This is a genomic window from Streptomyces sp. NPDC005402 (assembly GCF_040606575.1).
Taxonomy (GTDB): domain Bacteria; phylum Actinomycetota; class Actinomycetes; order Streptomycetales; family Streptomycetaceae; genus Streptomyces.
The window spans coordinates 112542-136923 of sequence record NZ_JBEXFB010000018.1 but is presented as its reverse complement, the minus strand read 5'-3'; the positions used below and the strand labels follow the sequence as shown (position 1 = coordinate 136923).

At 70.5% G+C, this 24382-nt stretch carries 24 protein-coding genes; 14 read left to right on the top strand and 10 right to left on the bottom strand.

From position 1 onward, the window contains the following. Positions 1-36 precede the first annotated feature (36 nt). The 5 genes from ABZT02_RS30935 to ABZT02_RS30915 all read left to right on the top strand — a co-directional run bounded on the left by ABZT02_RS30935 (position 37) and on the right by ABZT02_RS30915 (position 6600). Positions 37-915, top strand: a complete 879-nt coding sequence (locus ABZT02_RS30935; protein WP_356023262.1) for a winged helix-turn-helix domain-containing protein — start codon at positions 37-39, stop codon at positions 913-915. A gap of 29 nt (positions 916-944) precedes the next feature. Beyond that, entirely contained in the window at positions 945-1652 is a 708-nt protein-coding gene (locus ABZT02_RS30930; RefSeq protein WP_356023260.1) for an HAD family hydrolase, read from the top strand. Positions 1653-2004: 352 nt separating this feature from the next. Continuing rightward, entirely contained in the window at positions 2005-3861 is a 1857-nt protein-coding gene (locus ABZT02_RS30925) for an aminoglycoside phosphotransferase family protein (RefSeq protein WP_356023258.1), read from the top strand. A gap of 30 nt (positions 3862-3891) precedes the next feature. Then, complete coding sequence (locus tag ABZT02_RS30920) at positions 3892-4506, top strand: TetR family transcriptional regulator (protein ID WP_356023256.1); 615 nt, start codon at positions 3892-3894, stop codon at positions 4504-4506. Positions 4507-4557: 51 nt separating this feature from the next. Next, entirely contained in the window at positions 4558-6600 is a 2043-nt protein-coding gene (locus ABZT02_RS30915; RefSeq protein WP_356023254.1) for an AAA family ATPase, read from the top strand. A gap of 27 nt (positions 6601-6627) precedes the next feature. Here ABZT02_RS30915 and ABZT02_RS30910 read toward each other — a convergent pair whose 3' ends face one another. Next, positions 6628-7470 carry a nitroreductase/quinone reductase family protein gene (locus ABZT02_RS30910; RefSeq protein WP_356023252.1) on the bottom strand — a complete coding sequence of 281 codons (843 nt, stop codon included), beginning with the start codon at positions 7468-7470 and terminating at the stop codon, positions 6628-6630. A gap of 225 nt (positions 7471-7695) precedes the next feature. Here ABZT02_RS30910 and ABZT02_RS30905 point away from each other — a divergent pair, with 225 nt between their 5' ends. Further along, positions 7696-8187, top strand: coding sequence for an HAD domain-containing protein (locus ABZT02_RS30905; protein WP_356023420.1), 492 nt, complete (start codon positions 7696-7698; stop codon positions 8185-8187). 51 nt (positions 8188-8238) lie between these two features. Beyond that, a complete protein-coding gene (locus ABZT02_RS30900; protein WP_356023250.1) occupies positions 8239-8964 on the top strand; it encodes a class I SAM-dependent methyltransferase in 726 nt (241 codons plus the stop codon). A gap of 274 nt (positions 8965-9238) precedes the next feature. On the opposite strand, the gene ABZT02_RS30895 is transcribed toward ABZT02_RS30900, so the two are convergent. Together ABZT02_RS30895 and ABZT02_RS30890 are read right to left on the bottom strand one after the other, a co-directional pair. Next, positions 9239-9979 carry a VOC family protein gene (locus ABZT02_RS30895; protein ID WP_356023247.1) on the bottom strand — a complete coding sequence of 247 codons (741 nt, stop codon included), beginning with the start codon at positions 9977-9979 and terminating at the stop codon, positions 9239-9241. 91 nt (positions 9980-10070) lie between these two features. Then, positions 10071-10556 (bottom strand): hypothetical protein, encoded by a 486-nt coding sequence (locus ABZT02_RS30890; RefSeq protein WP_356023245.1) that lies wholly within the window; start codon positions 10554-10556, stop codon positions 10071-10073. Between the two features lie 294 nt (positions 10557-10850). Here ABZT02_RS30890 and ABZT02_RS30885 point away from each other — a divergent pair, with 294 nt between their 5' ends. From ABZT02_RS30885 to ABZT02_RS30875, 3 genes are all read left to right on the top strand, one after another. After that, on the top strand, positions 10851-11453 hold the full coding sequence (locus tag ABZT02_RS30885) for a helix-turn-helix transcriptional regulator (RefSeq protein WP_356023242.1): 603 nt from the start codon (positions 10851-10853) through the stop codon (positions 11451-11453). Between the two features lie 92 nt (positions 11454-11545). Next, entirely contained in the window at positions 11546-12232 is a 687-nt protein-coding gene (locus ABZT02_RS30880; RefSeq protein ID WP_356023240.1) for a hypothetical protein, read from the top strand. A 144-nt stretch (positions 12233-12376) separates the two neighbouring features. Next, the gene (locus ABZT02_RS30875) at positions 12377-12715 is read left to right on the top strand and encodes a DUF2516 family protein (protein ID WP_082319565.1); all 339 of its coding nucleotides are present in this window, start codon (positions 12377-12379) and stop codon (positions 12713-12715) included. Positions 12716-12955: 240 nt separating this feature from the next. Here ABZT02_RS30875 and ABZT02_RS30870 read toward each other — a convergent pair whose 3' ends face one another. From ABZT02_RS30870 to ABZT02_RS30860, 3 genes are all read right to left on the bottom strand, one after another. Further along, positions 12956-14254 (bottom strand): SpoIIE family protein phosphatase, encoded by a 1299-nt coding sequence (locus ABZT02_RS30870; protein ID WP_356023238.1) that lies wholly within the window; start codon positions 14252-14254, stop codon positions 12956-12958. Between the two features lie 275 nt (positions 14255-14529). Further along, positions 14530-15603 (bottom strand): NlpC/P60 family protein, encoded by a 1074-nt coding sequence (locus tag ABZT02_RS30865; RefSeq protein WP_356023236.1) that lies wholly within the window; start codon positions 15601-15603, stop codon positions 14530-14532. Positions 15604-16518: 915 nt separating this feature from the next. Continuing rightward, a complete protein-coding gene (locus ABZT02_RS30860) occupies positions 16519-17349 on the bottom strand; it encodes a class I SAM-dependent methyltransferase (RefSeq protein WP_356023232.1) in 831 nt (276 codons plus the stop codon). Between the two features lie 304 nt (positions 17350-17653). Here ABZT02_RS30860 and mshA point away from each other — a divergent pair, with 304 nt between their 5' ends. Both mshA and ABZT02_RS30850 read left to right on the top strand, forming a co-directional pair. Then, on the top strand, positions 17654-18991 hold the full coding sequence (gene mshA, locus ABZT02_RS30855; RefSeq protein ID WP_356023229.1) for a D-inositol-3-phosphate glycosyltransferase: 1338 nt from the start codon (positions 17654-17656) through the stop codon (positions 18989-18991). After that, positions 18984-19484 (top strand): YbjN domain-containing protein, encoded by a 501-nt coding sequence (locus ABZT02_RS30850; RefSeq protein WP_356023227.1) that lies wholly within the window; start codon positions 18984-18986, stop codon positions 19482-19484. The genes mshA and ABZT02_RS30850 overlap by 8 nt, the downstream gene beginning before the upstream one ends. A gap of 15 nt (positions 19485-19499) precedes the next feature. On the opposite strand, the gene ABZT02_RS30845 is transcribed toward ABZT02_RS30850, so the two are convergent. Together ABZT02_RS30845 and ABZT02_RS30840 are read right to left on the bottom strand one after the other, a co-directional pair. Continuing rightward, complete coding sequence (locus ABZT02_RS30845) at positions 19500-20012, bottom strand: hypothetical protein (RefSeq protein WP_356023225.1); 513 nt, start codon at positions 20010-20012, stop codon at positions 19500-19502. A gap of 10 nt (positions 20013-20022) precedes the next feature. Further along, positions 20023-20859, bottom strand: coding sequence for an AraC family transcriptional regulator (locus ABZT02_RS30840; RefSeq protein ID WP_356023223.1), 837 nt, complete (start codon positions 20857-20859; stop codon positions 20023-20025). Positions 20860-20908: 49 nt separating this feature from the next. On the opposite strand from ABZT02_RS30840, the gene ABZT02_RS30835 reads away from it, so the two are divergent. After that, positions 20909-21334 carry a DUF2000 domain-containing protein gene (locus tag ABZT02_RS30835; protein WP_356023220.1) on the top strand — a complete coding sequence of 142 codons (426 nt, stop codon included), beginning with the start codon at positions 20909-20911 and terminating at the stop codon, positions 21332-21334. Positions 21335-21513: 179 nt separating this feature from the next. Here ABZT02_RS30835 and ABZT02_RS30830 read toward each other — a convergent pair whose 3' ends face one another. Beyond that, a complete protein-coding gene (locus ABZT02_RS30830; protein WP_356023217.1) occupies positions 21514-22800 on the bottom strand; it encodes an MFS transporter in 1287 nt (428 codons plus the stop codon). A gap of 152 nt (positions 22801-22952) precedes the next feature. Here ABZT02_RS30830 and ABZT02_RS30825 point away from each other — a divergent pair, with 152 nt between their 5' ends. Further along, a complete protein-coding gene (locus ABZT02_RS30825) occupies positions 22953-23714 on the top strand; it encodes a phosphoglyceromutase (protein WP_356023215.1) in 762 nt (253 codons plus the stop codon). Positions 23715-23800: 86 nt separating this feature from the next. Here ABZT02_RS30825 and ABZT02_RS30820 read toward each other — a convergent pair whose 3' ends face one another. Beyond that, positions 23801-23968: a hypothetical protein gene (locus tag ABZT02_RS30820; RefSeq protein ID WP_356023213.1), complete on the bottom strand. Its 168-nt coding sequence runs from the start codon at positions 23966-23968 to the stop codon at positions 23801-23803. Positions 23969-24382 lie beyond the last annotated feature (414 nt).

Below are 24382 nucleotides of genomic sequence, written 5' to 3'. Positions count from 1 at the left end.
AGACAACTCCCCATAGATGGATTGGAGTTGTAACGTTTGGTCGTGACCCAGGAGAACGTGGCAGTGAACGGCAGCAGAAGGCTCTCGTCCCAGGAAATCGCCGACACCCTGCGGGAACGCATCCGCACGGGCGACCTCAAGGCCGGCGACCGCCTTCCCACACAGGCCGAACTCGCGGAGCAGTTCGGGGTGGAACGGGGCGCGGTCCGCCAGGCGCTGCGCGCGCTGCAGGAGGACGGGCTGCTCAGCAATGTGAGCAAGGGGAGCCCGCCGCGGATCGCGGAGGTGCCGGTCACCCAGGGGGGCCCGCAGCCGACGATGGTGGCCCTGGCGCCCCGCCTGGCCGACGCGTTCGCCGGTCCGCGGGTCCGGATCGACGCGGCCTGCCTCACGGCGGAGACCCTGATGGTGGCCCTGAGCGAGCCGGTCCGCCTCATCCACGAGGGCCGGATCCACCCCGAGTCCATCGACGTCCGAATCCTGCTGCCCTCCCGCGACATCAACCTGGCCTTCCCGGTCCCGGTCGAGACCCCCGACGACGACAACCCGGTCCACCAGCGCTGGCTGGAGATGCGCAATGCCCAGGGTCACGTCCTGCGCCACAATCTCCGTTCCCTGCGCTCCTCCCACGGGATCGACGTCAAGGTCACGTTCCGCGCGCTGCCGTTCACTCCGCCGGTGAAGCTGTACCTGCTCAACGGCGTGGAGGCGTTGATCGCGTACTACATGGTCGCGCGCCGGGAGGAGGCCACCGACGCGGGAATGCTCGACATGTACGACGTCCTCGGCACGGAGTCCCTGCTGTTCTCCTTCGACAAGAACGCCGGCCAACGCGACGCCGCGTTCGTGGAGCAATCGCAGAAGTGGTTCGACGCCCTCTGGGCAACCATCACGACGGACCTGACACTCTCCTAGTGACTCCTGAGACGCCGCACACTGAACCGGTGACAGCAGAGACAGCACGACTCGCATCACTGGTCGCATCCGCTCGGTATGTGCTCTGGGACCTGGATGGGCCGATCTGCCAGTTGTTCGCGGGGTATCCGGCGCACCTGATAGCCAGTGAACTGGTCGCCAAAGTGGACCAGTTGGGCATGGGCGGACTGCTGACCGAGCAGGAACGATCCAGCCATGACCCGCAGGACGCCCTGCGAGGTGTCCACGAACGGCGCCCGGGCAGCGATCTGGTCCTCGAACTGGAGGAGTGGCTCACCCGGCGCGAACTGAAGGCCGTCCCGAAAGCGTTGCCCACCCCGCACACCGATCCGCTGATCAGGACGTGGTGGTCGTACGGCGTGAGGTTCGCCATCACCACCAACAACTCCGCCACGGCAGCGGCCGCGTATGTGGAGAGCCGCGGGCTGTCGAACTGCTTCCCGCACGTCTACGGCCGCACGCCGAACCTCGATCTGATGAAGCCGAACCCGCATTGCCTGGAAGAGGCGATCAAGGCAATGGGAGCCGAGCCCTCGGGCACGCTGATGATCGGCGACGCTGCGACCGACCTCGTCGCCGCCCGTCAGGCGGGGGTCGCCTTCCTGGGCTACGCGCGTAACGGGGAGGACAAGGAGCGGATCCTGACGGAGGCCGGGGCCGAGGTGGTCGTGCGCTCCATGAAGCAAGTACTGGACGTCCTGCCCAGCCGACCCTGAGGCCATTACCGTCGCTGTGCTGTGGTGCGTCGACGTCATGGGGTGCGACTCGACGGGCGATAACAGGCCACGTGACGAATCGGGCACGGGGGCGTTAAGAACTCCGACACGTCCCAGACATGTCCGACAGGTCTCGCTGCAAAGGACGCATTCGGCCATCTGAAGGGGCGCGAGCCGCTATCGTGTGCATCAATTTTCTCAGATGTGCACTGCTTTCAATTCTAGAACTAGCGTCTCAGGAGCACGGGTGCCGATCGGGGCTTGGCCTGACCGCGGGGGCGAAGTCCGGAATGCCGTTCTGTCGGCGTTCCGCCGGAATGGGTATATCCGTGAGATTTTCACGGGAGTGCTGGTGCGATCCGTCGGCGCAGGGGGCGTCGGCCTGGCCGAAACCTGTCCCGCCGACAAGCCCGTCGACTCCGTGGCCGTCGGGGCACTGACCCGGTTTCTCGCACAGTTGACGCTGGTCCGCAAAGAGGCCCTGCCCCCGCTGCCCGCCGAGTGGTCGCGCAACGAGAGGGACAGCAGGGCCTATCTGGACACCCTCGTGCGGCAGGCCAAGCGGCGGATGCTCGACCCCGGCTGGACCGCGATCGGTGGGCTGTTCGCGGTACTCGGTGTTCCGGGCGACCGGCTGGTCCGGTTCGCCGAGCAGGTCCCCGCCATGTCCCGCCGGCCGTACGGTCTCCTGCTCACCAACCTCGCCCGGGACAACGTCACCGTCCTGCAGGGCCCCAAGCTCTCGGTGGCCCTTCTCGACTGGACCTCGGCGTCGTACGGTGACCCGCTGCACGGTCTCGCCGCCCACCTGGTGCGGATGCGGTACCCCGAGGACCAGGTGGGCGAGGTCGTGCAGGCCTGGATGGACGAGATGCGGCGCACCAGGCCACTGGCCGTCAGCGGCCTCGGCCGCGACCTGCCGTACTACGTCGACTTCGAGCGCATCCACGCCGCCTACGACGACGTGATCCGCGCGGCGAAGTCTCTCGGCGCCTCGGTCGAGGACCGCCGACTGCGGGCGGCGGCCGCTGATATCGGTACGGCTCTGCAGCGCGCCGCCGGGCTGCTCGACATGTCCGAGGTTCCGCCCGAGAAGGAGATCGCGGACGCCCTGTTCCGGTGGCAGGCCGCGCGCCTCGCGCAGGAGGCCGAGAGGGTGCCGGACTCGCTGTTCCAGTGGCGGCGCGACGAGCGGGTCGACGAGCGGGACGACTTTCCGTCGGCTCTGGTGCGCCGTGCCTTGGCGGTGGAGGGCCTCGCACCCGCCGACCGGGTCTTCCGCGGGACGGCTCACCTCAACACCGTCGTCCGTCTCGAGGGCTACCCCGACCCCGTGGTGGTCCGTCGCGAAACCGCGGCGGCTCCGCGCCGTGAGCAGGGGCTCCTTCCCGAACACGCCGTACTGCAAGTGCTTGAGAAGCGTGGCGTACAGGTCCGGGCACCGCGCATCCTGGCGCTCGGGTACGACGACCGCGGGCGCCACGTCGCGATCCACACGTACGAGGGCCCCGGCGGCCGGGCGCCCCAGCATCCCGTGGACGGTCTGCTGCCCGCCGAGGCCGACGAACTCGTCGACGAACTCGCCGCGCTCGCCAGGGTGGATCACTCGTCCCTGCCGTCGGACGAGCCGGAGGGGGGGTTCTACCGCTGGCTGGCCGAACGGCTTGCCGACTTCGTCGCCGCTCTTCCCGCCGAAACCCTGCAAGCCGCCACGGAGCGGGGCCTGCCGGACGCCGACCTGCTTCGGCGCATCCTCGGCCGCTACGAGGTGACCGAGCGCACCCCCGTTCTGCTGCACGGTGATCTCAACCCCTGGAATCTCGTGCGTGCCGGGCGCCGGGGCGGGCTGACGATCATCGACTGGGAGATGGGAATGATCGGCGATCCCCTGTACGACCTCGTGCGTCATCTGCACCTGACGCCGGCGCGGACGGAGATGCGGATGCGCATGTTCGACCGCTGGAGCAGGAAGCTTCCTGCCGAGTGTGTCGTGGGGTGGGAGCGGGACTGGCGCGTCTACCGCTGGATCGAGCAGATCCGCTCGGCCTACGTCGACCTGGACCGGATGACGACGGGGGCCGCACTGAGCACGCCGAACGTACGGCGGGCCGTGGACGCGTACGAGATGACCCTGTCCGCCGCCACCGGCTCTCTGGGACTGCGCAGGCGTGCAGTGCCGAAGAAGGCCGCCTCGCTCCAGGCGTCCTGACTCCCGAGCCCGGTGCGTAGGCTCACCCCCATGACCGCCCCCGGCCTGCGCCAGCGCAAGAAGCAGCGGATGTACGAGACCGTGTCGGAGATCGCCATCCGGCTGTTTCTCGAGAAGGGCTTCGACGCCGTCTCCGTCGCCGAGATCGCCGCTGCCGCCGAGATCTCCAAGCCGACCCTCTTCCGGTATTTCCCGGCCAAGGAGGACCTGGTCCTGCACCGGATCGCCGATCATGAGGACGAGGCCGCGCGGGTCGTGGCCGACTCCCAGGAGCCGCCCCTGGTCGCCCTGCGCCGGCATTTCCTTGCAGGGCTGGAGCGGAACGACCCGGTCACCGGTCTCAATGATCACCCGGGTGTGCTCTCCTTTCACTCGCTGCTCTACGGCACCCCCGCCCTCGTCGCCCGGGCCCACGGCCACCTGGAACGGCAGGAGGCCGCGCTGGCCGAGGTGCTCGGGGGTGATCTCGACGCGCGGCTGGCCGCCGGGCAGATCATCGCCGTGCGGCGGATTCTCGCGATGGAGAACTGGCGGCGGATCTCGGCGGGGGAGCGTATCGACGATCTGCGGGCGGACGCGGTGGCCGCGGCTGAGCGGGCGTTCGGAGTGCTCGCGGACGGGTTGCCGTGGCTCATGAAGAAGTGAGAGGAGGTAATAAATTTAACCCGGTTACGTTTCTCGCGTACGATCATCCCCATGACCTCAGCCGGCCCCGCTCCTGATCCCCTGAAAGAGTCCCTCCGCCGCGAGCGCGACCACCACGACCGTTGCCGTACCGCCCTCGCCGCCATGGTCGACGGGGCCCAGGAGCAGGTCGTCGTCGGTGAGGACGTCTCCGCCTCCGGGGCCGATGCCGAAGTCCTCGGCTATCAGCTGCGCAGTCAGGCCAAGGAGATGCGGGAGCTGCCCGAAGGGCCCCTGTTCTTCGGGAAGTTGGAGTTCGACCGCGGCGACCACGCCGGGCAGGCGTATCACCTGGGCCGGCTTCGGATCACCGAGCATCCCGCCGCCCCGCCCCTCGTCGTCGACTGGCGGGCGCCCGTCTCCCGCGCCTTCTATCAGGCGAGCGCCGGCGATCCCCAGGGGGTTGCGGTGCGGCGGCGGTTCGGGTGGGCGCCGGGGAGCAAGGGGGAGTCCGCCGATCTCACCGGGCTGGAGGACGAACATCTCCAGGACGGCGGGCCGCCGCAGGTCAGCGACATCGTCACCCGGGAGATCGAACGGCCCCGCGTCGGCCCCATGCGGGACATCGCCGCGACCATCCAGCCCGAGCAGGACGAACTCGTACGAAGTGACCTCGCCGTCTCCGTGTGCGTGCAAGGCGCTCCCGGGACCGGCAAGACCGCCGTCGGGCTGCACCGGGCCGCCTATCTCCTGTACACCCACCCGCAGCGCATGCGGCGCGGCGGGCTCCTCGTCCTCGGGCCCAACCGGACCTTTCTCTCCTACATCTCCCAGGTGCTGCCCGCGCTCGGCGAGAGCGGGGTGCGGCAGTCCACACTTCAGGACGAAATCGCCCGCCACCCGGTCACCGCCACCGACGCCCACCCCACCGCCGTCCTCAAGCACGACCCCCGGACGGCGCAGGTGCTGCGCCGGGCGCTCTACGCCCGTGTGTCGACCGAAGAGGTCAACTCCCTGGAGATCAAGGACGGTTCCTACAGCTGGCGGGTCGGTGCCGGAGAACTCAGGCGGATCGTGGCGGACGTACGCCAGGAGGAACCGCCGTACGGGATCGGGCGGGAGCGGGTGCGCAGCCGGGTGGTGCGGAGCGTGCAGTTGCAGGCCGAGCGGCGGGCCGGGCCGCAGAACGGTGCCTGGGTGCAGCGGGTTTCGCGGTCCCGGGTGATCGGGGCGTTCCTCGACGCCGTGTGGCCCAAGGCGCGGCCCGAGGAGGTGGTGGCAGAGCTGCTCGGTGACGGCGCGGAGTTGGCGGCCGCCGCCGAGGGGGTTCTCGACGCCGAGGAGCAGAAGAACCTGCTGTGGGCCAAGCCGCCGAGGTCGTGGAAGTCGGCGCGGTGGTCGGCGGCCGATCTGGTGCTGCTCGACGAGGTCGCCGGGCTGGTGGAGCACCCTGAGGGGTACGGCCATCTCGTCGTCGACGAGGCGCAGGACCTGTCGCCGATGGAGTGCCGGGCGATCGCCCGCCGGGCCCGTTTCGGGTCCCTCACCGTGCTCGGTGACCTGGCGCAGGGGACCACGCCCTGGGCGGCCCGCTCGTGGGACACCGTTCTGCGCCATCTCGGCAAGCCGGACGCGGCCGTCGTACCGCTGACCATCGGGTTCCGGGTGCCGCAGGCCGTCGTAGGGCTCGCCAACCGGCTGCTCGCGCAGCTGGATGTGGAGGTGCCGGAAGGGCGATCCCTGCGCGGAGACGGGGAGTTGAGGACCAGGCCCACCTCTCCGGATGCCTTGCCTGGCGCGGTCGTGGACGCCGTACGCGCATCGCTCGCGCACGAAGGGTCCGTGGGGGTCGTCGCCGCCGATGCCGATGTGGACCGACTACGGCAGGCCCTCGCCGCGGCCGGGATCGCCGCCGCGGGGCCGGACGAGCTGGGGGCGCGGGTGAGTGTCGTACCGGCCGGTGTGGTCAAGGGGCTTGAGTACGACCATGTCGTGGCCGTGGAGCCGGCGGCGATCGCGGAGGCGGAGGAACGGGGGCTGCACCGGCTGTATGTCGTGCTGACCCGGGCGGTGTCGCGACTGGTGGTGGTGCACGGGCGGCCGCTGCCGTTCTAGCGCGGTGGCGGCCGCCCCGGAGGTGGGTCAGATGCCGTCGAGCAGAGGCATCAACTGCTCCTCCTCGTACGTCAGATGGGACTCCAGGTCGGCGGTGAGGCGGTCGGCCTCCTTGCGGACGGTGTCGAGGTTCGTGCCCGAGAGCGCCTCCCGCAACTCCTCGACCAGCGCCGCGATGCGCTCGTGCTCGGCACGCAGACGGTCGAGGGCCGGGGCGGCCTCCGGATGGCGGTCGGCCAGGAGCGGGAACATCGCCACGTCCTCACCGGTGTGGTGGTTGTGCAGGCCCTGGCAGAACGTCAGGCAGTTGACACGGAGTTGGGCGCCGAGGGTGCTGTTATCGGAGGACAACTCCTTTCGGAGCAGAGCGAGTTCGCGGCGGAAGGCGTCGTGGACCAGTTTGATGGCCTCACCGGGGGACGAGGCGTTGATGTTCGGTGGGCCCGGGCGGGCGATCTCCTGCAGGGCGACCACGGGGAGGACGCGGTCGGTCTTCTCCTGGTACACGGCCCAGCCGCGGTCCGACTCCACGGCCCGCGCGAAGGCCCGGTCCCGCTCCTCGCCCTCCAGGACGACCGCCTGCGCCTCGTACGTGAACACCCCGCTCTCCACCGTGACGTGCGGGTGTGCAACGAGGTTGCGGTACCAGTCGGGGTGGCGCGGTGAGCCGCCCGCCGAGGCGATCACGAGGATGCGGTCGCCGCCGTCGGGGAGGTATGCGACGGGGGTGGTGTGCGGGGTGCCGGTGCGGGCGCCGGTGGTGGTGAGGAGGATCAGGCGGCCGCCCTCGAAGGGGCCGCCGACCCGGCCGTTGTTCGCGCGGAACTCGTCGATGATTCGCTGGTTGAAGTCCTGGATGGGGTTGGTCACTCTCTCTGCTCTCTCTGGTCTCCGGTCATTTCCTGGACGACTCAGAGAAAGCGGCGGGCTTCTCGCCCTCCCCCACTCTCGACTGCGCTCGAGCGGGGGGACCCCCATCGGCCTCACTCAGAGGCCGGGCACCCAACTCGCTCACGGCACAAGGCCGACCCGGCAGTCATGCACGCAGGGTAGCGTCCGGGGCGCGACCGAGACCACCGAGTTTGCGGGGTGAGCGTGCTTCTCTTCCTGGATGTCGACGGGACGCTGCTGCCGTTCGGGGCGGCGGGGCCGTATCCGCTGTACGAGCCGGCCTTCGCGGTGCCGGATGCCGTCACCGGCCATCCGCTGCTGGCCCGTGTGGACCCCACGCTCGGCGCCCGTCTGACATCGCTGGGCTGTGCGCTGGTGTGGGCCACGACCTGGGGCGAGGACGCCAATGCCGTTCTGGCGCCCTGGCTCGGTCTGCCCGCGCTGCCGCTCGTGGACTGGCCGGACGTGGACGACGACGAGACGGGCGGCCTGCACTGGAAGACGCGCCCTCTGGTCGCCTGGGCGGCCGGACGACCGTTCGTCTGGGTCGACGACGAGATCACCGACGCCGACCGGTCCTGGGTGGCGGCCCACCATCCCGAACGGGCTGCCCTGCACCGAGTCGATCACCAAGTGGGGCTCACCGAGGGGGACTTCGCGATGCTGGAGGAGTGGCTGACGAGCGGGGGACGGTGACCGGACGATGTCGAGTGGCCGGCCGAGCCCCGCTCCCCTACGGTCGCCCGCATGGCTGACGAAGGCTTCACTCATCCGCGGCTGGCCGCGATCTACGACGCGCTCGATCCCGATCGCAGCGACCTCGACGCGTATGTCCGCATGGTGGAGGAGTTCGGGGCACGGCAGGTGCTGGACCTCGGTTGCGGGACAGGGGTGTTCGCGCTGCTGCTGGCCGGGAGGGGCGTCGAGGTCGTCGGGGTCGATCCCGCGCTGGCCTCGCTCGACGTGGCCCGGGGGAAGCCGGGGAGTGAGCGGGTGCGCTGGATCCACGGCGACGCCTCCCAACTGCCGCACCTCAGCGTCGACTTGGTGACCATGACGGCCAACGTCGCCCAGCAGATCGTAGAACCGGATGCCTGGCGGGACACCCTGCGCGGAGCGTACGCGGCGCTACGGCCCGGCGGACGGCTGGTGTTCGAGACGCGGGATCCGGCGCGGCGGGCCTGGGAGCAGTGGAACCGGGAGGCGTCGTACGCCGTGACGGATGTGCCCGGGGCCGGAGCGGTGGAGAGCTGGGTCGAAGTGAGCTGTGTGGACGGACAGTTGGTGACGTTCCGGTGGACCTATGTGTTCGCCTCGGACGGGCGGACGCTCACCTCGGACTCGACGTTGCGTTTCCGGGAGCGGGAGGAGATCGAGGCGGAACTGGGCGTTCGGGGGTTCATGGTGGAGGACGTACGGGACGCGCCGGACCGGCCGGGCAAGGAGCTGGTCTTCGTGGCGCGGCGGCCCTAGGGATGTCACCTGCGCGAGCCCGCCGGCGTCGTCACACCGCAACAGGCGATCCTCCGAGGAGGACACCAAGGCGCTACGCGTTCCGAGGGCGGAACTCGTGCCTGACCGCCGACGGCAAGAGACTGGTGACTGCCGCGTGGCGAAGCTGCTCGCGCGGACCAGCGCGGACTGTTCGACGGCTGGTTCCTCAGCACGTACGAGATCGTCAAAGAACCCCGGGCGCCGAGCGTCGCGTGCCACGGGATCAGCCGGGGCGCGGCGTCGAGGTTCCGCGTCAGGACAGGGCGAGGACGCAGAACTCGTGGCCCTCCGGGTCGGACAGACACGTCCACGGGACGTCGCCCTGGCCGAGGTCGAGGTCGGTGGCGCCGAGGGCACGCAGCCGGGCCACCTCCGCGGCCTTGTCGTCACCGGCGTACGGCAGCAGGTCGAGATGGACGCGGTCCGGCACGGTCTTCACGTCGGACGTGCGGAGGAACTCGAGATAGGGGCCCACACCCTCGGCGGAACGCAACGCCGCCTGGTCGTCGGTCACTTCGTGCACGGTCCAGTCCATCGCCGCGCCCCAGAACCGGGCCATGGCCCGCGGATCCACGCAGTCCACCACCACGGCGGCGATCGGCCCGGTGCCCCGGTAGACCTCCCGGGGCTCCAGTACGCACAACTCGTTGCCCTCGGGGTCGGCGAGGACCGTCCACGGCACGTCGCCCTGACCGATGTCGGCGGGCGTCGCGCCCAGAGCCCTCAGACGCGCGACCAACTCGGCCTGATGGGCGGCGGAGGTGGTGGCGAGATCGAGGTGCAGGCGGTTCTTCGTCGCCGTCTTGGGTTCCGGGACGGGAACGACGTCGATACCGAGGGAGACCGGGTCCGGCCACACGAGGCCGCCCGCGGGGCCGACGTAGGTGGTCACCCCGGGACTGTAAGCACTCCACCCGAGCGCCTCCGCCCAGAACCGGCCGACCGCCGAGCCGTCAACGGCCTTCACGTTCACCTGAACCGGTCGCAGCGCCATGCCGACGATCTTAGGCACCGCCCCGTGGCCACATCCGTGGTGCAACGCTTCCCGCGGTCCTCAGGCCCCCAGGTCCTCAGTCCTCAGGGCCTCAGTCCTCGCCGACTTGCAGGAGTGCGACGACGAGTCCGTTTCCCCGGCCGGCGACCACGCCGTCGAAGGTGTGCCTGGTGACCGGTTTCCATGCGCGTCCGTTCTCCCAAGAACCGTCGATGTTGGAGAACCACTGCGACCCCGGGCCCAGAATCGAGATCGCCTTCGCCGCGGTCCGTCTCGCCCGCGTGTGGTCGCGCGCCGGGTGTCCGGGGAAGACCAGGCTGCCGATCGAGAGGTTGACCATCAAGTCGGTCGCTGTGTCACGCGTGACCGGGCGAAGGGCCGACTCGATCTCCATGAGCGTGGTCGGTCCGGTGGCGCCCCGCACCGCCTCGTGAGCCCAGTCGGCCTCGGCGGCCTTCGCGAGGTCATGGACGTGGTGCGCGAGATCGGCTCCCGAACTCCAGCACCAGCGCGCGTACACGCTCTCCTCGCGGGCCAGGGAGGAGATGAGCGCTTCGAGGAGATCTGAGGCGTCCACGGCTGCATCCTCGCAGGGCCCGCTTGAGCAGGAGTCGCGCGGATGCCTGTTGTGCTGACGTGTTGTGAGGGGACTACAACTGCCCTGCTCCACGCGGCCGACCAGTGGGATCTTGCTCTGGACGCGTTCCCCACCCGCTGATCAAGGGTTCGCGGCTCCTCGGTCGAAGGCAACGGGTCGCGCAAGGAAGCCGAAACGCCGGGGTCGGCTGTCCGCTCCGCCGTCCGAGTGGCGTGGCGCACTATTGCAAGCGGATGCTTGCAATAGTTAGCGCGGGTGGTGCACAGTGGACGCATGGCATCGCTCAACGTCGGCAATCTCGGTGACTATCTGCGTGAGCAGCGGCGCACTGCGCAGCTGTCGCTCAGGCAGCTCGCCGATGCCGCCGGGGTGTCCAATCCGTATCTGAGTCAGATCGAGCGCGGGCTGCGCAAGCCGAGCGCGGAGGTGTTGCAGCAGGTCGCCAAGGCCCTGCGGATCTCCGCCGAGACGCTGTACGTGCGGGCCGGCATCCTCGACGCCGAGCGGGACCGGGACGACGTGGAGACACGTGCGGTCATCCTCGCCGATCCCACGCTCAACGAGCGGCAGAAGCAGGTGCTGCTCCAGATCTACGAGTCCTTCCGCAAGGAGAACGGCTTCGAGGTCGCCCCGCCGGACGCGGCCCCCGCGCCGGGCGACGGGCAGAGCGACCGCCCGGGCGACCGTACGGGCGACGGTACGGCGGACGCCCAGGAGGGCCTTCGGGACGGCGACGTCCCGGACGACGGCGGCCCGGACGGTGACACCGCGATACCGGAGGCCCGCCGGCCCCGCACCACCCGCAAACCCCGCACCACCCGCAAGCCCCCCAAGACCGACGGCAGCGACGCCGACCCGCAGCAGACGGCCAGTTGAGCCCGACACGGCTCGCCACGGCCCGGCACACGCCGACAGGCGCCGCGGGACCCAAAACCCTCATCAGAAAGCAACCCGGGAGGACCATCACCATGGCCATCACCGACGACATCCGCAAGGCCGTCAAGGACCCGACCCCGCTCTACTTCCTCGCCGGCGCCGGTGACCTGGCCCTCCAGGAGGCCAAGAAGGTGCCCGGTCTGGTGGAGCAGCTCCGCGCCGAGGCGCCGGCCCGTATCGAGGCCGTGCGCGGCACCGACCCGAAGGCGGTCCAGGAGAAGGCCCAGGCCCGTGCCAAGGAGGCCGGCGCCAAGGTCAAGGAGACGCAGGAGACCCTGCAGTCCAAGGTCGGCGAGTTCATCAGCAGCCTCGACGGCGACCTGAAGAAGCTCGGGACCACGATCGACTCGGACCTGAAGAAGCTCGGCGAGTCCGCCCAGGACCTCGCTCTGCGCAGCGTCGGCGTCGCCGCCGAGTACGCCGTCAAGGCCCGCGAGACCTACGAGAAGGTCGCCGAGCACGGCGAGCAGGCCGTCAGGACCTGGCGTGGCGAGGCCGCCGAGGAGATCGAGGAACTGGCCATCGCCGTCGAGCCGAACGCCGAGCCGGTCAAGGACCAGGCGCCCGCGACCCCGGTGGCGAAGCCGGTCGCGAAGCCGGTCACGCCCGCCGCCGCGGCTCCGGCGAAGAAGACCGCGACCGCCACCACCGCCACCACCGCCAAGAAGCCCACGCCGCGCAAGACCACCACGGCGAAGAAGACCCCGCCCGCCAAGTAAGGCACCGCGGGACACTTCAGGACTCAGGGCCGGGCACTTACCGAGTGCCCGGCCCGTTGTGCGGGTAGCGAGCTTGCGGGAACGGGTACGGTGACCGCGTAATCGCGAATTGACGAGCCGAGTCGGGTGGTGGACGTTGTGCTGATGCAGGGGTTCGCAGGCTTCATGTGGCTGCTGAGCATGGCCCTGATCGTTTTCAGCGGCTTCGCGCTGTTCGACGCCGCCATTCGCCGTGAGGACGCCTATCGCGCGGCCGACAAGAAGACCAAGCCCTTCTGGCTGATCATCCTCGGGCTCGCCTTCGTGGTGAACCTGATCTTCAACATCCTGTCGTTCCTGCCGATCATCGGTCTCGTCGCGACGATCGTCTACATGGTCGACGTACGTCCGGCGATCCGAGCCCTCCCGGGTGGCGGCCGCAGCGGCCGGGGCAGGGGTTCGAGCAGTGACGGCCCTTACGGCCCGTACAACGGGGGCCGCTAGAAGCGCGCCCGTCAGGGGCGGGCAGGGGTGTGGGGCCGTGTCGATGTGCGGCTCCGCCGCGTGGGCGCGACGCCGTCGCCCAATGACATGCAACGACCCGCGGCGGACGTGCGATGACCCGTGGCGGATGCGCCATGGACCGCGGCGGACGTGCGATGACCCGCGACGGACCCGCCACGAGCCGCGATGGACCCGTGACGAGCCGCGATGGACCCGTGACGACGAGCCCCCGCTCCGCCGTCACGTCTCCCGGTCGAGCAGCAGCACCGCCACGTCGTCCGCCAACTCGCCGCCGTTGAGCGACCGCACCTCGTTCACCGCGGCCCGCAGCAACGCCTCTCCCCGCAGCCCCTCGGACAGCTGGCGGCGGATCATGGACACCATCCCGTCCTGCCCCAGCCGCTCCCTGCCCTCTCCGACACGCCCCTCGATCAGCCCGTCGGTGTAGAGCATCAGACTCCACTCGGCCCCGAGCTCCACCTGCATCCGAGGCCAGCGGGCGCCCGGCAGCAGCCCCAGCGCGGGGCCGTTGTTGTCGTACGGCAGCAGTCGCGCGGGCCGCCCCGGCCGGGCCACCAGCGGTGACGGATGCCCGGCGAGGCACAGCCCGGCCCGTCGTCCGTCCGGTGCGATGTCGACCGTGCACAGCGTCGCGAAGATCTCGTCGTCGGAGCGCTCGTGCTCCAGCACCTCCTGCAACGTGCCGAGCAGCTCGTCGCCGCACAGCCCCGCCAGGGTCAGCGCACGCCAGGCGATCCGCAGCTCCACGCCGAGCGCCGCCTCGTCGGGGCCGTGCCCGCAGACGTCACCGATCATCGCGTGCACGGTCCCGTCGGGGGTCCGTACGACGTCGTAGAAGTCACCGCCGAGCAGCGCCCGTGAGCGGCCCGGCCGGTATCGCGCGGCGAACCGCAGCGACGATCCCTCCAGCAGCGGTGTGGGCAGCAGCCCGCGCTCCAGGCGCCGGTTCTCCTGCGCCCGTACCCGTCCCTCGGCGAGCCTGCGCTCCGCCGTGTCGGAACGCTTGCGTTCGACCGCGTAACGAATCGCCCGGCTCAACAGCCGTCCGTCCAGCTCGTCGCGGAAGAGGTAGTCCTGGGCGCCCACCCGCACCGCCTCCGCACCGCGCTCGGCGTCGCCGGACGCGGTGAGCGCGAGGACGGCGTGCCGGGGTGCGAGCTCCAGGACATGACGGAGTACGGCGAGCTCGTCGCCGTCAGCGGAACGGCCGGGCGCGGGCAGCGCGAGGTCGAGCAGGATGCAGTGCACGTCGTCCGTGAGCAGTCGCTCCGCCTCGGTGAGGTTGCGGGCGGTGCGGACGCGGATCGGCCTGCCGGTCGAGTCCAGGAGTTCGGGGACGACCGTGGACCCGCCGGGATCGTCCTCGATCACCAGCAGGCTCAGTTGGGTGGCGGCGTTGTGGTCGACCGTGACTTCCTTGCGCGGGGCTTCTTTGGAGGGGTCGTCCTGGGGTGCGGCCGGCGCCTGACCACTCTCCACGGCCGGGATCGCTCGCTGCCGCGGTATGGGTACGGGCATGGTCTCGGATTCCTTCCCTCCCCCCGAGGGCATGGTGGAGCGAGGGGTCTCGATCCACCGACGGGGACCATAGCGGGTGCCGGGCCGGGAAAGGAATGGCGTGAGACACGCTGCTTGGCCGGTGGCCACTGTCATATGCCGCGTTATCCACCGCAGTTGGACAGGTGACGGGTGTCGTGGGGATGACGAACGTCACGTTCGCGGCAGGTTTGCGAAGCCGTCAGGCGTGCCCCGCATCACATGACCCAGGTCTCACGCGGGTCGCCCGGCGACGCTCACGCGTCCGGCCGCACGACTCCGAGTATCGGCATCGAGCCCGCCCCGGCGATCGTCACCGTCCGCCCGGGCCGCGGCGCGTGCACGATCGCGCCGTCGCCGAGGTACATCGCCACATGGCTGGCGTCGTCGAAGTAGATGATCAGGTCGCCGGGCCGCATGTCCTTGACGTCGACGTGCTTGAGCTGTTTCCACTGCTCCTGCGAGGTGCGCGGAATGGGCTTGCCGGCGCTCGCCCAGGCCTGTGAGGTCAGTCCGGAGCAGTCGTACGAGTCCGGGCCCTCGGCGCCCCATTCGTACGGTTTGTCGATCTGACTCGTCGCGTAGGCGACGGCGGTCTTCCCGGCCGCGCTCGCCTTGCCGCCGATCTCGTCGAGGATGCCGGAGTCCAGCCAGGCGGTCTGCGCCTGGTGGGCGGCCTGTTCCTGCAGTTCGGCGAGGCGCTTCTTCTCCTTCTCCTCCAGCTGGGACTCGAGCTTCTCGGCCGCCGCGATCTGCTGCTCGACCTTCTTCTTGGCCGCCGCTTTCGCCTTGCGGCCCGCCTCCAGCTTGGTCCACTGGGCGGAGGCGTCCTCGGCGTACTGCTTCAAGTCCTGCTGGGTCCGGGTCAGTTCCGCGATGAGGGCCTTGGTGGCGCGCTGGCCCTGGAGGACGCGGCCGGTGCCGTCCAGGAACTCCTGCGGATCGTCGCTCAGCACCAGCTGGGCCCCGTCCGGCAGGCCGTTGGTGCGGTACTGGGCGGCGGCCGCGGCGCCCGCGCGGGCCTTCAGCTTCTTGAGCTTCTCCTGGCCCTTGACGATCTTCTGGGCCAGCGCGACGATCTGCGCCGACTGCTGCTCGGCCTTCTCCTCGGCGGCGTTGTAGGCGTCGGTGGCGACGGCCGCGTCGTGGTAGAGCGCGTCGAGCTGTTTGCGTACGGCCTCGATGTCCTTGTTGGTCACGGCGGTCGGCGAGGCGGTGGGGCTGGGTGTCGGACTCGGGGCGGCGAAGGCGGTACCCGGCGCCGCCAGCACGGCCACCGCGCCGATCACGGTCACGGCCGTCGCGATCAGACCGCGCTTGCCCGTCCCCATACCCTTGCCCCCAAAGCTGATTTACCGTCAGTAACTTACGGCGCTCGGGGGATCGTGCCACGTCATGGCCGAAAGCGACAGAGGTGTGTCTCCCCGACGCACCCCTTCGCGACCCGGCGCTTCCCGGTGCATCCCCCTCTCGCCGCCCCGCGAAGACGATCTCCCCGCCTGTGTGACGAACGACTCACACAGATCGTTCCCGGCGGGTCGGTACCCCGGAGCGGGTTCACCAGTGCGGCGCGGGGTGTTGGTGGGGGCGGTGCCGCTCAGGGTGTACCGGCGTTCGTGCGCGGCGCTCCGTGCGGCCGGCTGGGTGTTGATGCGGCGGCACCCCTGCGCGGCGCGCGGCTGTTGATATGAGCGGCTCTCTTCGCGACTGGCCGGTGTTGGTGCGAGTGGCGCCCTTCGAGGTGTACCGGCGTTGGTGCGCGCGGCACTCCGAGCGGCGTCCGGGTGTTGATGTGAGCGGCGCTGTGTGCGGTCGGCGGGTGTTGGTGGGGGCAGCGCCGTGCGGGGTGCACCGGCGCTCGTGCGCGCGGCACACTGCGCGGCGGGCCTCGGGCGACGTGGGCGGCATCCTGGGCGGCGCGGCGCGGGGCGTTCGCATGAGCAGCACCCTGCGAGGTGCACCGCCTCGCGCGACCCTTCGAGTGGCGCGAGGCTGGTGATGTGAGCGGCACTCTGGGCGGCGGGCCGGTGTTGATGGGTCGGCACCCCTACCTGCCTGGTGCACCGGCGCTCGTGCGCGCGGCACTCCGCGGGGCGCCCCGGTGTTCACGCCACCGCCACCCCCCGCGCGGAGCCCCGGTGTTCACTCGACCACGACCCCCGGCGGAGCCCCCGGTGTTCGCGCGACCGCCCCTCGGAACCCCGGCCTCACGCAACCACCGCAACCACCCCCCGTAACCCCGGCCTTCACCCCACCGCCACCCCCCGCGGCGCCAACGCCCCCCAAGCCACCGTCACTTCCCCCTGCCGCCACCGTGCAGGTCCGTCCACCACCGGCCAGGCGGTCGTCAGGTTCCGTACCGTGCGGATCCATCGCTGTCGGGCGCCGTACGACGCGTAGGGCGCGGCGGCTGACCACGCGCGGTCGAAGTCGCGCAGGAAGGAGTGCACCGGCTCGCCCGGTACGTTGCGGTGGATCAGCGCCTTCGGCAGGCGCTCGGCGAGGTCGGAGGGCCGCTCCAGGGAGCCCAGCCGGGTCGCGAAGGTGACCGTCCGCGGCCCCTCCGGACCGAGTGCGACCCACACGTGCCGGCGTCCGATCTCGTCGCAGGTCCCTTCGACGAGCAGCCCGCCGCGCGAGCCTCGCGCGGGGTCGGCCGGAGCGAGCCGGGCACACAGTCGCTCCCACACGGCGGCCACCTCGGCCTCGTCGTACTGGCGCAGCACATTGGCCGCCCGGATGAGCAGCGGCCGCTGGGGGAGGGGGATCTCGAACCCGCCGTGCCGGAAGACGAGCCCCTCCCTCTCGTAAGGCTTCGCCGCCGCCACCCGGGCCGGTTCGATCTCGACGCCGACCACGCGCGTGCGTGGAGCGTTCTCGCGGAGCCGGGCGAGCAGCTCGACGGCGGTCCAGGGCGCGGCCCCGTACCCGAGGTCGACGGCGACCGGATCGGCGGCCCGGCGCAGTTCGGCGCCGTGGGCGGCCGCGATCCAGCGGTCCATGCGGCGCAGCCGGTTGGGGTTGGTCGTCCCGCGCGTGACCGTGCCCACAGGGCGGGAGGCGGCGCGGGATGTCATGCCTACGAGGGTATGCGGCGGCCACGGGGCCAAGGGCCGGCGAAGGGCCGGCGCCGGCAGTGTGCCGCGTCCGTACAGGGTCTACTGGTCGGTCGGCCGCCCGGTATCGACCCACGCCCCCCGCACCCCACCGCCCCCATCCATCCCGCGACGCGCCCCACCATCGAACGGTTGAGCGACACCTGGTAATGCCTCGGCAAAAACCGCCCCGCCCGGAATGGGAATGCGCTCCTCCGGTGTTGCCTCCCCTGGAGGGTGCCCCACGCCCTCCGTCCGGCATGCCCGCTGCAAGGAGGAACGCCACGTGAGCCAGTACGTCAGCAGGCTCCAGCGTCGCTCCCAGGCCGCACCCCACCGGTTGCGCCTGCACCGCCGCCCCCGCCGCGTCGCCATGCTCTCCGTGCACACCTCACCGCTCCACCAGCCGGGCACCGGCGACGCGGGCGGCATGAACGTCTACATCGTGGAACTCGCGCAGCGCCTCGCCGCGATCAACATCGAGGTCGAGATCTTCACGCGCGCGACGACGGGCGGTCTCCCGCCCACCGTCGAGATGGCCCCGGGTGTCCTGGTCCGCCACATCGACGCGGGCCCCTACGAGGGCCTCAACAAGGAGGACCTCCCCGCCCAGCTGTGCGCCTTCACGCACGGCGTGATGCAGGCCTGGGCCGGCCACCGCCCCGGCTACTACGACCTGGTCCACTCGCACTACTGGCTCTCCGGCCACGTCGGCTGGCTCGCCGCCCAGCGCTGGGGCACCCCGCTCGTGCACGCCATGCACACCATGGCCAAGGTCAAGAACGCCAACCTCGCCGACGGCGACACCCCCGAGCCCGCCGCCCGCGTCATCGGCGAGACCCAGATCGTCGCCGCCGCCGACCGCCTCATCGCGAACACCGCCGAGGAGCGCGAGGAACTCGTGCACCACTACGCGGCCGACCCCGCCAAGGTCGCCGTCGTCCACCCCGGCGTGAACCTCGAGCGGTTCCGCCCGGCGGACGGCCGTACGGCGGCCCGCGCCCGTCTCGGTCTGCCCCAGGACGCCCTGATCCCCCTCTTCGCGGGCCGCATCCAGCCCCTGAAGGCCCCGGACATCCTCCTGCGAGCCGTGGCGGTACTGCTCGACCAGCGCCCCGACCTGCGCTCCCGCATCCTCGTCCCGGTCGTCGGCGGCCTGAGCGGCAGCGGCCTCGCCAAACCCGAGGGCCTGCAGAAACTGGCCTCCCGCCTCGGCATCGCCGATGTCGTACGGTTCCACCCGCCCGTCGGCCAGGAGCAGCTCGCCGACTGGTTCCGGGCCGCGTCCGTGCTGGTCATGCCCTCCTACAGCGAGTCCTTCGGCCTGGTCGCCATAGAGGCCCAGGCGGCCGGCACCCCGGTGCTCGCGGCGGCGGTCGGCGGGCTGCCGGTCGCGGTGGCCGACGAACGGACCGGTTTCCTCGTACGCGGACACGATCCGGCCGCCTACGCGCGCGTGCTGCGCGACTTCGCCGACAACCCGGCGCTCACGCCCCGCATGGGCGAGGCGGCGGCCCGGCACGCCCAGTCCTTCGGCTGGGACACCGCGGCCGCCGCGACGGCGGACGTGTACGTGGCCGCGGCGCAGTCGTACCGGCGTCACGTACGCTCCCACCATGGCTGAGGCAGAGAAGGCAGCGCAGGTCATCGAGGGTGTTCTCAAGGACGCCGAGGTCGAGTGGGAGAGCCCCGCACCCGGCAACTACGTCGTCCAGCTCCCCGGCACCCGCAAGCTGAAGACGACCGTCTCGCTCCTCGTCGGCCGCCATTCCCTCTCCCTGAACGCCTTCGTCATCCGCCACCCCGACGAGAACGAACCCGGCGTCCACCGCTGGCTCCTGGAGCGCAACCTCAAGCTGTACGGCGTGAGTTACGCCGTCGACCGGCTCGGTGACATCTACGTCGCCGGCAAGCTCCCGCTCGCCGCGGTCACCCCCGACGAGGTCGACCGCCTCCTCGGCCAGGTCCTGGAGGCGGCCGACGGCAGCTTCAACACCCTGCTGGAGCTGGGTTTCGCCACCGCGATCCGCAAGGAGTACGAGTGGCGGGTGGCCCGGGGCGAGTCGACGCGCAACCTGGACGCGTTCGCGCATCTGACCCAGCGCTCGCAGGACTGAAACAGCGCTCGCGGCCTACGACTCGTTGGGCGGCAGGGAGTCGGTCGGCTGCGGGTCGTCGGTCGGCTCGTGGCTCTCGCCGGGATCCCCGGGCGAACCCGGCTTGTCCAGCTGGTCCGCCATGGCCCGTAGCGCGTCGGCCAGTTCCTTCTTGGTGGGCAGCTCGTCGATCTTCCTGTCGAGCTCGGTGATCCGGCGGTTGAGCTCCTCCAGCTCGCTGGGCGTGGAGGGTTCTTCGGTGGGCCCGTCCGTGATCGGGGGCTCGTCCGGGGAGGTGGGGCTCGGGCTGGGGTCGGAGCCGCCGGTGGTGCCCTCGTCCCCGCCGCCGCTGCCGCCGACCGTGCCGCCGTCGGTGCCGCCCGAATCCCCGTCCGGCGGGAGGGTGGTCGACACGCTCGGCTCGGCGCTGGGCTCGTCGGCCGAGCTCGCGGCGATGGCGCCACCGACGCTGAGGGCGACCAGGGCGGCCGCGCCCGCGACGGCCACGGAGAGACGTCTGAACGGTAAGGAGTTCTGTCTGTCATCCATGCCGGCGACGCTAACCCGCGCCGATCACCGGACGGACGCCTTCCGTCGATCTCCCGACGCTGTTGCGATAGCGCCCGGGCGTCACCCCCACCAGTCGCTTGAAGTGCCGGGTGAGATGGGCCTGGTCGTGGAAACCGGTGAGCACGGCGACCTCCGCGGGGGCCTGCCCCGAGAGCAGCAGCCGCCGGGCCCGGTCGACACGGCGGGAGTTGAGGTACTGGTGCGGCGCGATGCCGTAGGCGGCACTGAACGCCCGTACGAGATGCGCCGGATGCGCCTGTACGACCCCTGCCGCCTCCTCCAGCGACAGCCCCTCCACGACCCGCTCGTCGAGGAGCTCGCGCAGTCGGCGGGCGAGGGCGGGGTCGCGGCGCGCGGGCCCGGCGTGCGGCGGCGGCCGTAGGAGGGTCCTGAGCCGGTCGCCGATGAGCGTCAGCCTGCTCTCCGCCTCGAACTCCTCACCGGGCGCGGTCAGCGCCGTGTGCAACTGCCCCACCCGCTGCCGCAGTACGGGATCGCGCAGATCGGGGCCGTCGACGGCGGGCCCGATGAGGTCGTCGCCGAGGTGGGTGTGGTCGAGGTAGAGAACCCGCTTGCGGAAGCCGTCAGGAGTGGCGGGCGAGCCGTTGTGCGGGACGTGCGGCGGCAACAGCGACACGGTGTCGTCCGGCGTCCCGTGCTCATGCCGGTCGAGGTCGTACCGTACGGCCCCGTCGTCCACGATGAGCAGCGTCCACGCCTCGTGCACATGCATCGGATACGCGTACTCGGTGAAGTGGGCGTGGAAGACCTCGGTGACGCCCGGGACCGTGGGACGCCACGCGGTGACGTTCTCCCGGGTGGCCATGCAAAGAACGTACAAGACGAGGTCGTACGACGCCCGCGAGTCTCGTTCCATGAGTACTGAACCCATCCGCTTCGACACCAAGATCGCCGTCCTGCTGCGCGAGGACCTGGAGACCTGGCAGCGCCTGAACGTCACCGCGTTCCTCGTCAGCGGCCTGAGCACCCAGGCCCCCGAGGTGCTCGGAGAGCCCTACGAGGACGCCGACGGTGTGCCCTACCTGCCGATGTTCCGGCAGCCCGTGCTGGTCTTCGAGGGCACGAAGGAGACGCTGACGGCGGCCCACACGCGCGTGCTGTCCCGTTCGCTCCCGCGCGCGCTCTTCACGAGCGACCTCTTCGCGACGGGCAACGACCGGGACAACCGCGCGGCGGTACGGGCGGTGTCGACGGGGGAGCTGGACCTGGTGGGACTCGCGGTCTACGGGCCGCGCAATGCCGTGGACAAGGTGCTCAAGGGGGCGCGGATGCATCCGTGAGGGGTCGGGTGGGCTGGTCATCGCCCCGGGCCGTCATCGCGCCGGGCCAGCCGTGAGGTCACGGTGCCAAGCCGGCCGTCAGGCCCAGCCGGCCGTCGGGCCGAACCGGTCGTCGGGCCCGGCATGCCCTCAGCCTCAGCCGGCCGTCATACCGAACCGGTGTCATACCGAACCGGCCGTCAGGCCGGGCTGGCCTTCGTGGCGGCGGACTTCTCGATCACTGCGGTCACTGCGGTCACTGCGGTCACGGCGGTCTCGGCGGCCGTCCCCTCGGAGAGGTGCCGCATCAGTGCCGCGTACCCCACCGCCGCCACCGTCCCGACGACCGCGCACAGCCCCCACAGCCACTCCGCCCCGAACCGGTCGATGACGAAACCGGACATCAGGGGTGCCACGAGGGCGGCGACCGACCAGGACAGGGTGTACATGCCCTGGTAGCGGCCGCGGCCGTGGGTGGGGGAGAGACGGACGACGAGCCCCGTCTGGGTGGGCGCGTTGATCATCTCGCCCAGGGTCCACACGCACACGGTGAGGGCGAAGAGGCCGACGGACCCGGCGAAGGCGGTGAGTCCGAAGCCGTATCCCGCCAGCAGGGACGAGACGACCAGGAGCCGCTGGGGATCCCGGTCCTGGATGAAACGGGTCACCGGGATCTGCAGCGCGACGATCAGGACGCCGTTGAGGGCGATGGCCAGTCCGTAGTCGGCGGGCGTGAACCCGGCCTCGCCCATCGCGACGGGCAGCCCGATCGAACCCTGCTGGAAGATCACGGCGACCAGGAAGGACAGCCCCACGACGCTCATGAACCGCCCGTCGCGCAGCACGGTGACCAGGCGGACGTCGTCGGGCGTGGCGGTGGCCTTCTCCGTCCCGGGCCGGGACTCGGGCAGCTTGAGGAAGACGACGACCGCGCAGACGGCGGTCATCCCGGCCTCGATCAGGAAGCCGGCGAGATAGCTGTACTCGGCGATGAACCCGGCGCCCATGGAGGAGACGGCGAAACCGAGGTTGATGGCCCAGTAGTTGAGGGAGAAGGCCCGGACCCGGTCCTCGGGCCGCACGATGTCGGCCATCATCGCCTGCACGGCAGGCCGGGAGGCGTTGGAGGCCATGCCGACCAGGAAGGCGACGGCGGCGATGGCGACGGGGTGGTGCATGAACCCGAGCAGCGCCACGGAGGCGGCGGTGGCGGACTGCGCGACGAGGAGGGTGGGCCGCCGCCCGAGCCGGTCGGTCATGACCCCGGCCCCGATCGACGAGACGACTCCGCCCAGCCCGTGCAGCGAGGCGACGAGACCGGCGTAGGAGGCGGAGTAGCCGCGGTCGAGGGTGAGATAGATGGCCATGAAGGTGGCGACGAAGGCGCCCAGGCGGTTGACGAGGGTGCTGGTCCACAGCCACCAGAACGTGCGGGGGAGCCCGGAGACGGTCTCGCGGGTGGCGCGTCTCAGGGTGGCGAGTGGCATGGACGGTCCCCCGTGCGTGTAAGTGGCTCAGCTGGTGAGCACAACTTACGAAACCGAGGTGACCGGGAGCCACCCAATTAACAGATCCCGTCAACCGTCCGTCTGTCGAGCGGGCACCGCCCGGATCGAAGGCGTGGATTACGCTCATACGCATGGCCGACGCACCGTACAAGCTGATCCTCCTCCGCCACGGCGAGAGCGAATGGAACGCGAAGAACCTGTTCACCGGCTGGGTGGACGTCAACCTCAACGAGAAGGGCGAGAAGGAGGCAGTCCGCGGCGGCGAACTCCTGAAGGACGCCGACCTCCTGCCCGACGTGGTCCACACGTCCCTCCAGAAGCGCGCCATCCGCACCGCCCAGCTCGCACTGGAGTCCGCGGACCGCCACTGGATCCCGGTCCACCGCTCCTGGCGCCTGAACGAGCGCCACTACGGCGCCCTCCAGGGCAAGGACAAGGCCCAGACCCTCGCGGAGTTCGGCGAGGAGCAGTTCATGCTGTGGCGCCGCTCCTACGACACCCCGCCGCCCCCGCTCGAGGACGGCACGGAGTTCTCCCAGTCGGACGACCCCCGCTACGCCACGATCCCCCCGGAGCTGCGCCCCCGCACGGAGTGCCTGAAGGACGTCGTCGTCCGCATGCTCCCGTACTGGTACGACGGCATCGTCCCGGACCTCCTCGCCGGCCGCACGGTCCTGGTCGCGGCCCACGGCAACAGCCTCCGCGCCCTCGTCAAGCACCTGGACGGCGTCTCCGACGCCGACATCGCGGGCCTCAACATCCCGACGGGCATCCCCCTGTACTACGAACTCGACGCGTCCTTCAAGCCGGTGACACCGGGCGGCAAGTACCTGGACCCGGAGGCGGCCGCGGCGGCGATCGAGGCCGTCAAGAACCAGGGCAAGAAGAAGTAACTCGACGCCAGTAAGCCCCCGACCTGCGGTTTCTTGCAAGGTCGGGGGCTTTTTGGTGGGGGTGGGCCGTCTCCGGGCCGTCGCGCCTAGATGCGGCGGATCCTCACGCGGACCGACACCAGGAAGGCCAGCGGGACGACCCCGACGGTCTCGGCGCCGACCCAGATGGCAAGGGTCGCGCCGCCGAAGCCGATGAGGATGAGCGGCAGCTCGCGAGGGATGAGGTCGATACGCAGTCCGGGGCGTGGGACCATAACCTTCTCCGTTGGACGCATGGGTTCTCCTGTAGCAGTGGTGAATAGCGTGTGCCGACGGGTGAGGGGCCGCTCATGCCAGTGAGTGGCCCCTCTTCTTCTCTCGACGGCATGGTGGACTTTAGCGACTTAATAGCGGACGTAACAAATCCCCAGCTAAAGCCGCCGGAGTAGTCGTATGCTTCCAGTTTCAGAACGCCGTGATCTTGGCGTGACGAGTGGCCCTTCAGGTGCCGTGACGCCACCACCTACGAAAATTCGTAGGTGCCCCAGCAAGGCGGGAGCGGCCTCGTTCGGCCATAGGCCCACCGTGCCACCCACCTGGGCCAGGAGGCCAGGTGGGTGGCCTAGCAATCTTGCATCCGGCTCGAACATTCATGTGTGGTGATTCCAAATGCTAGCTTCGGCAATGTT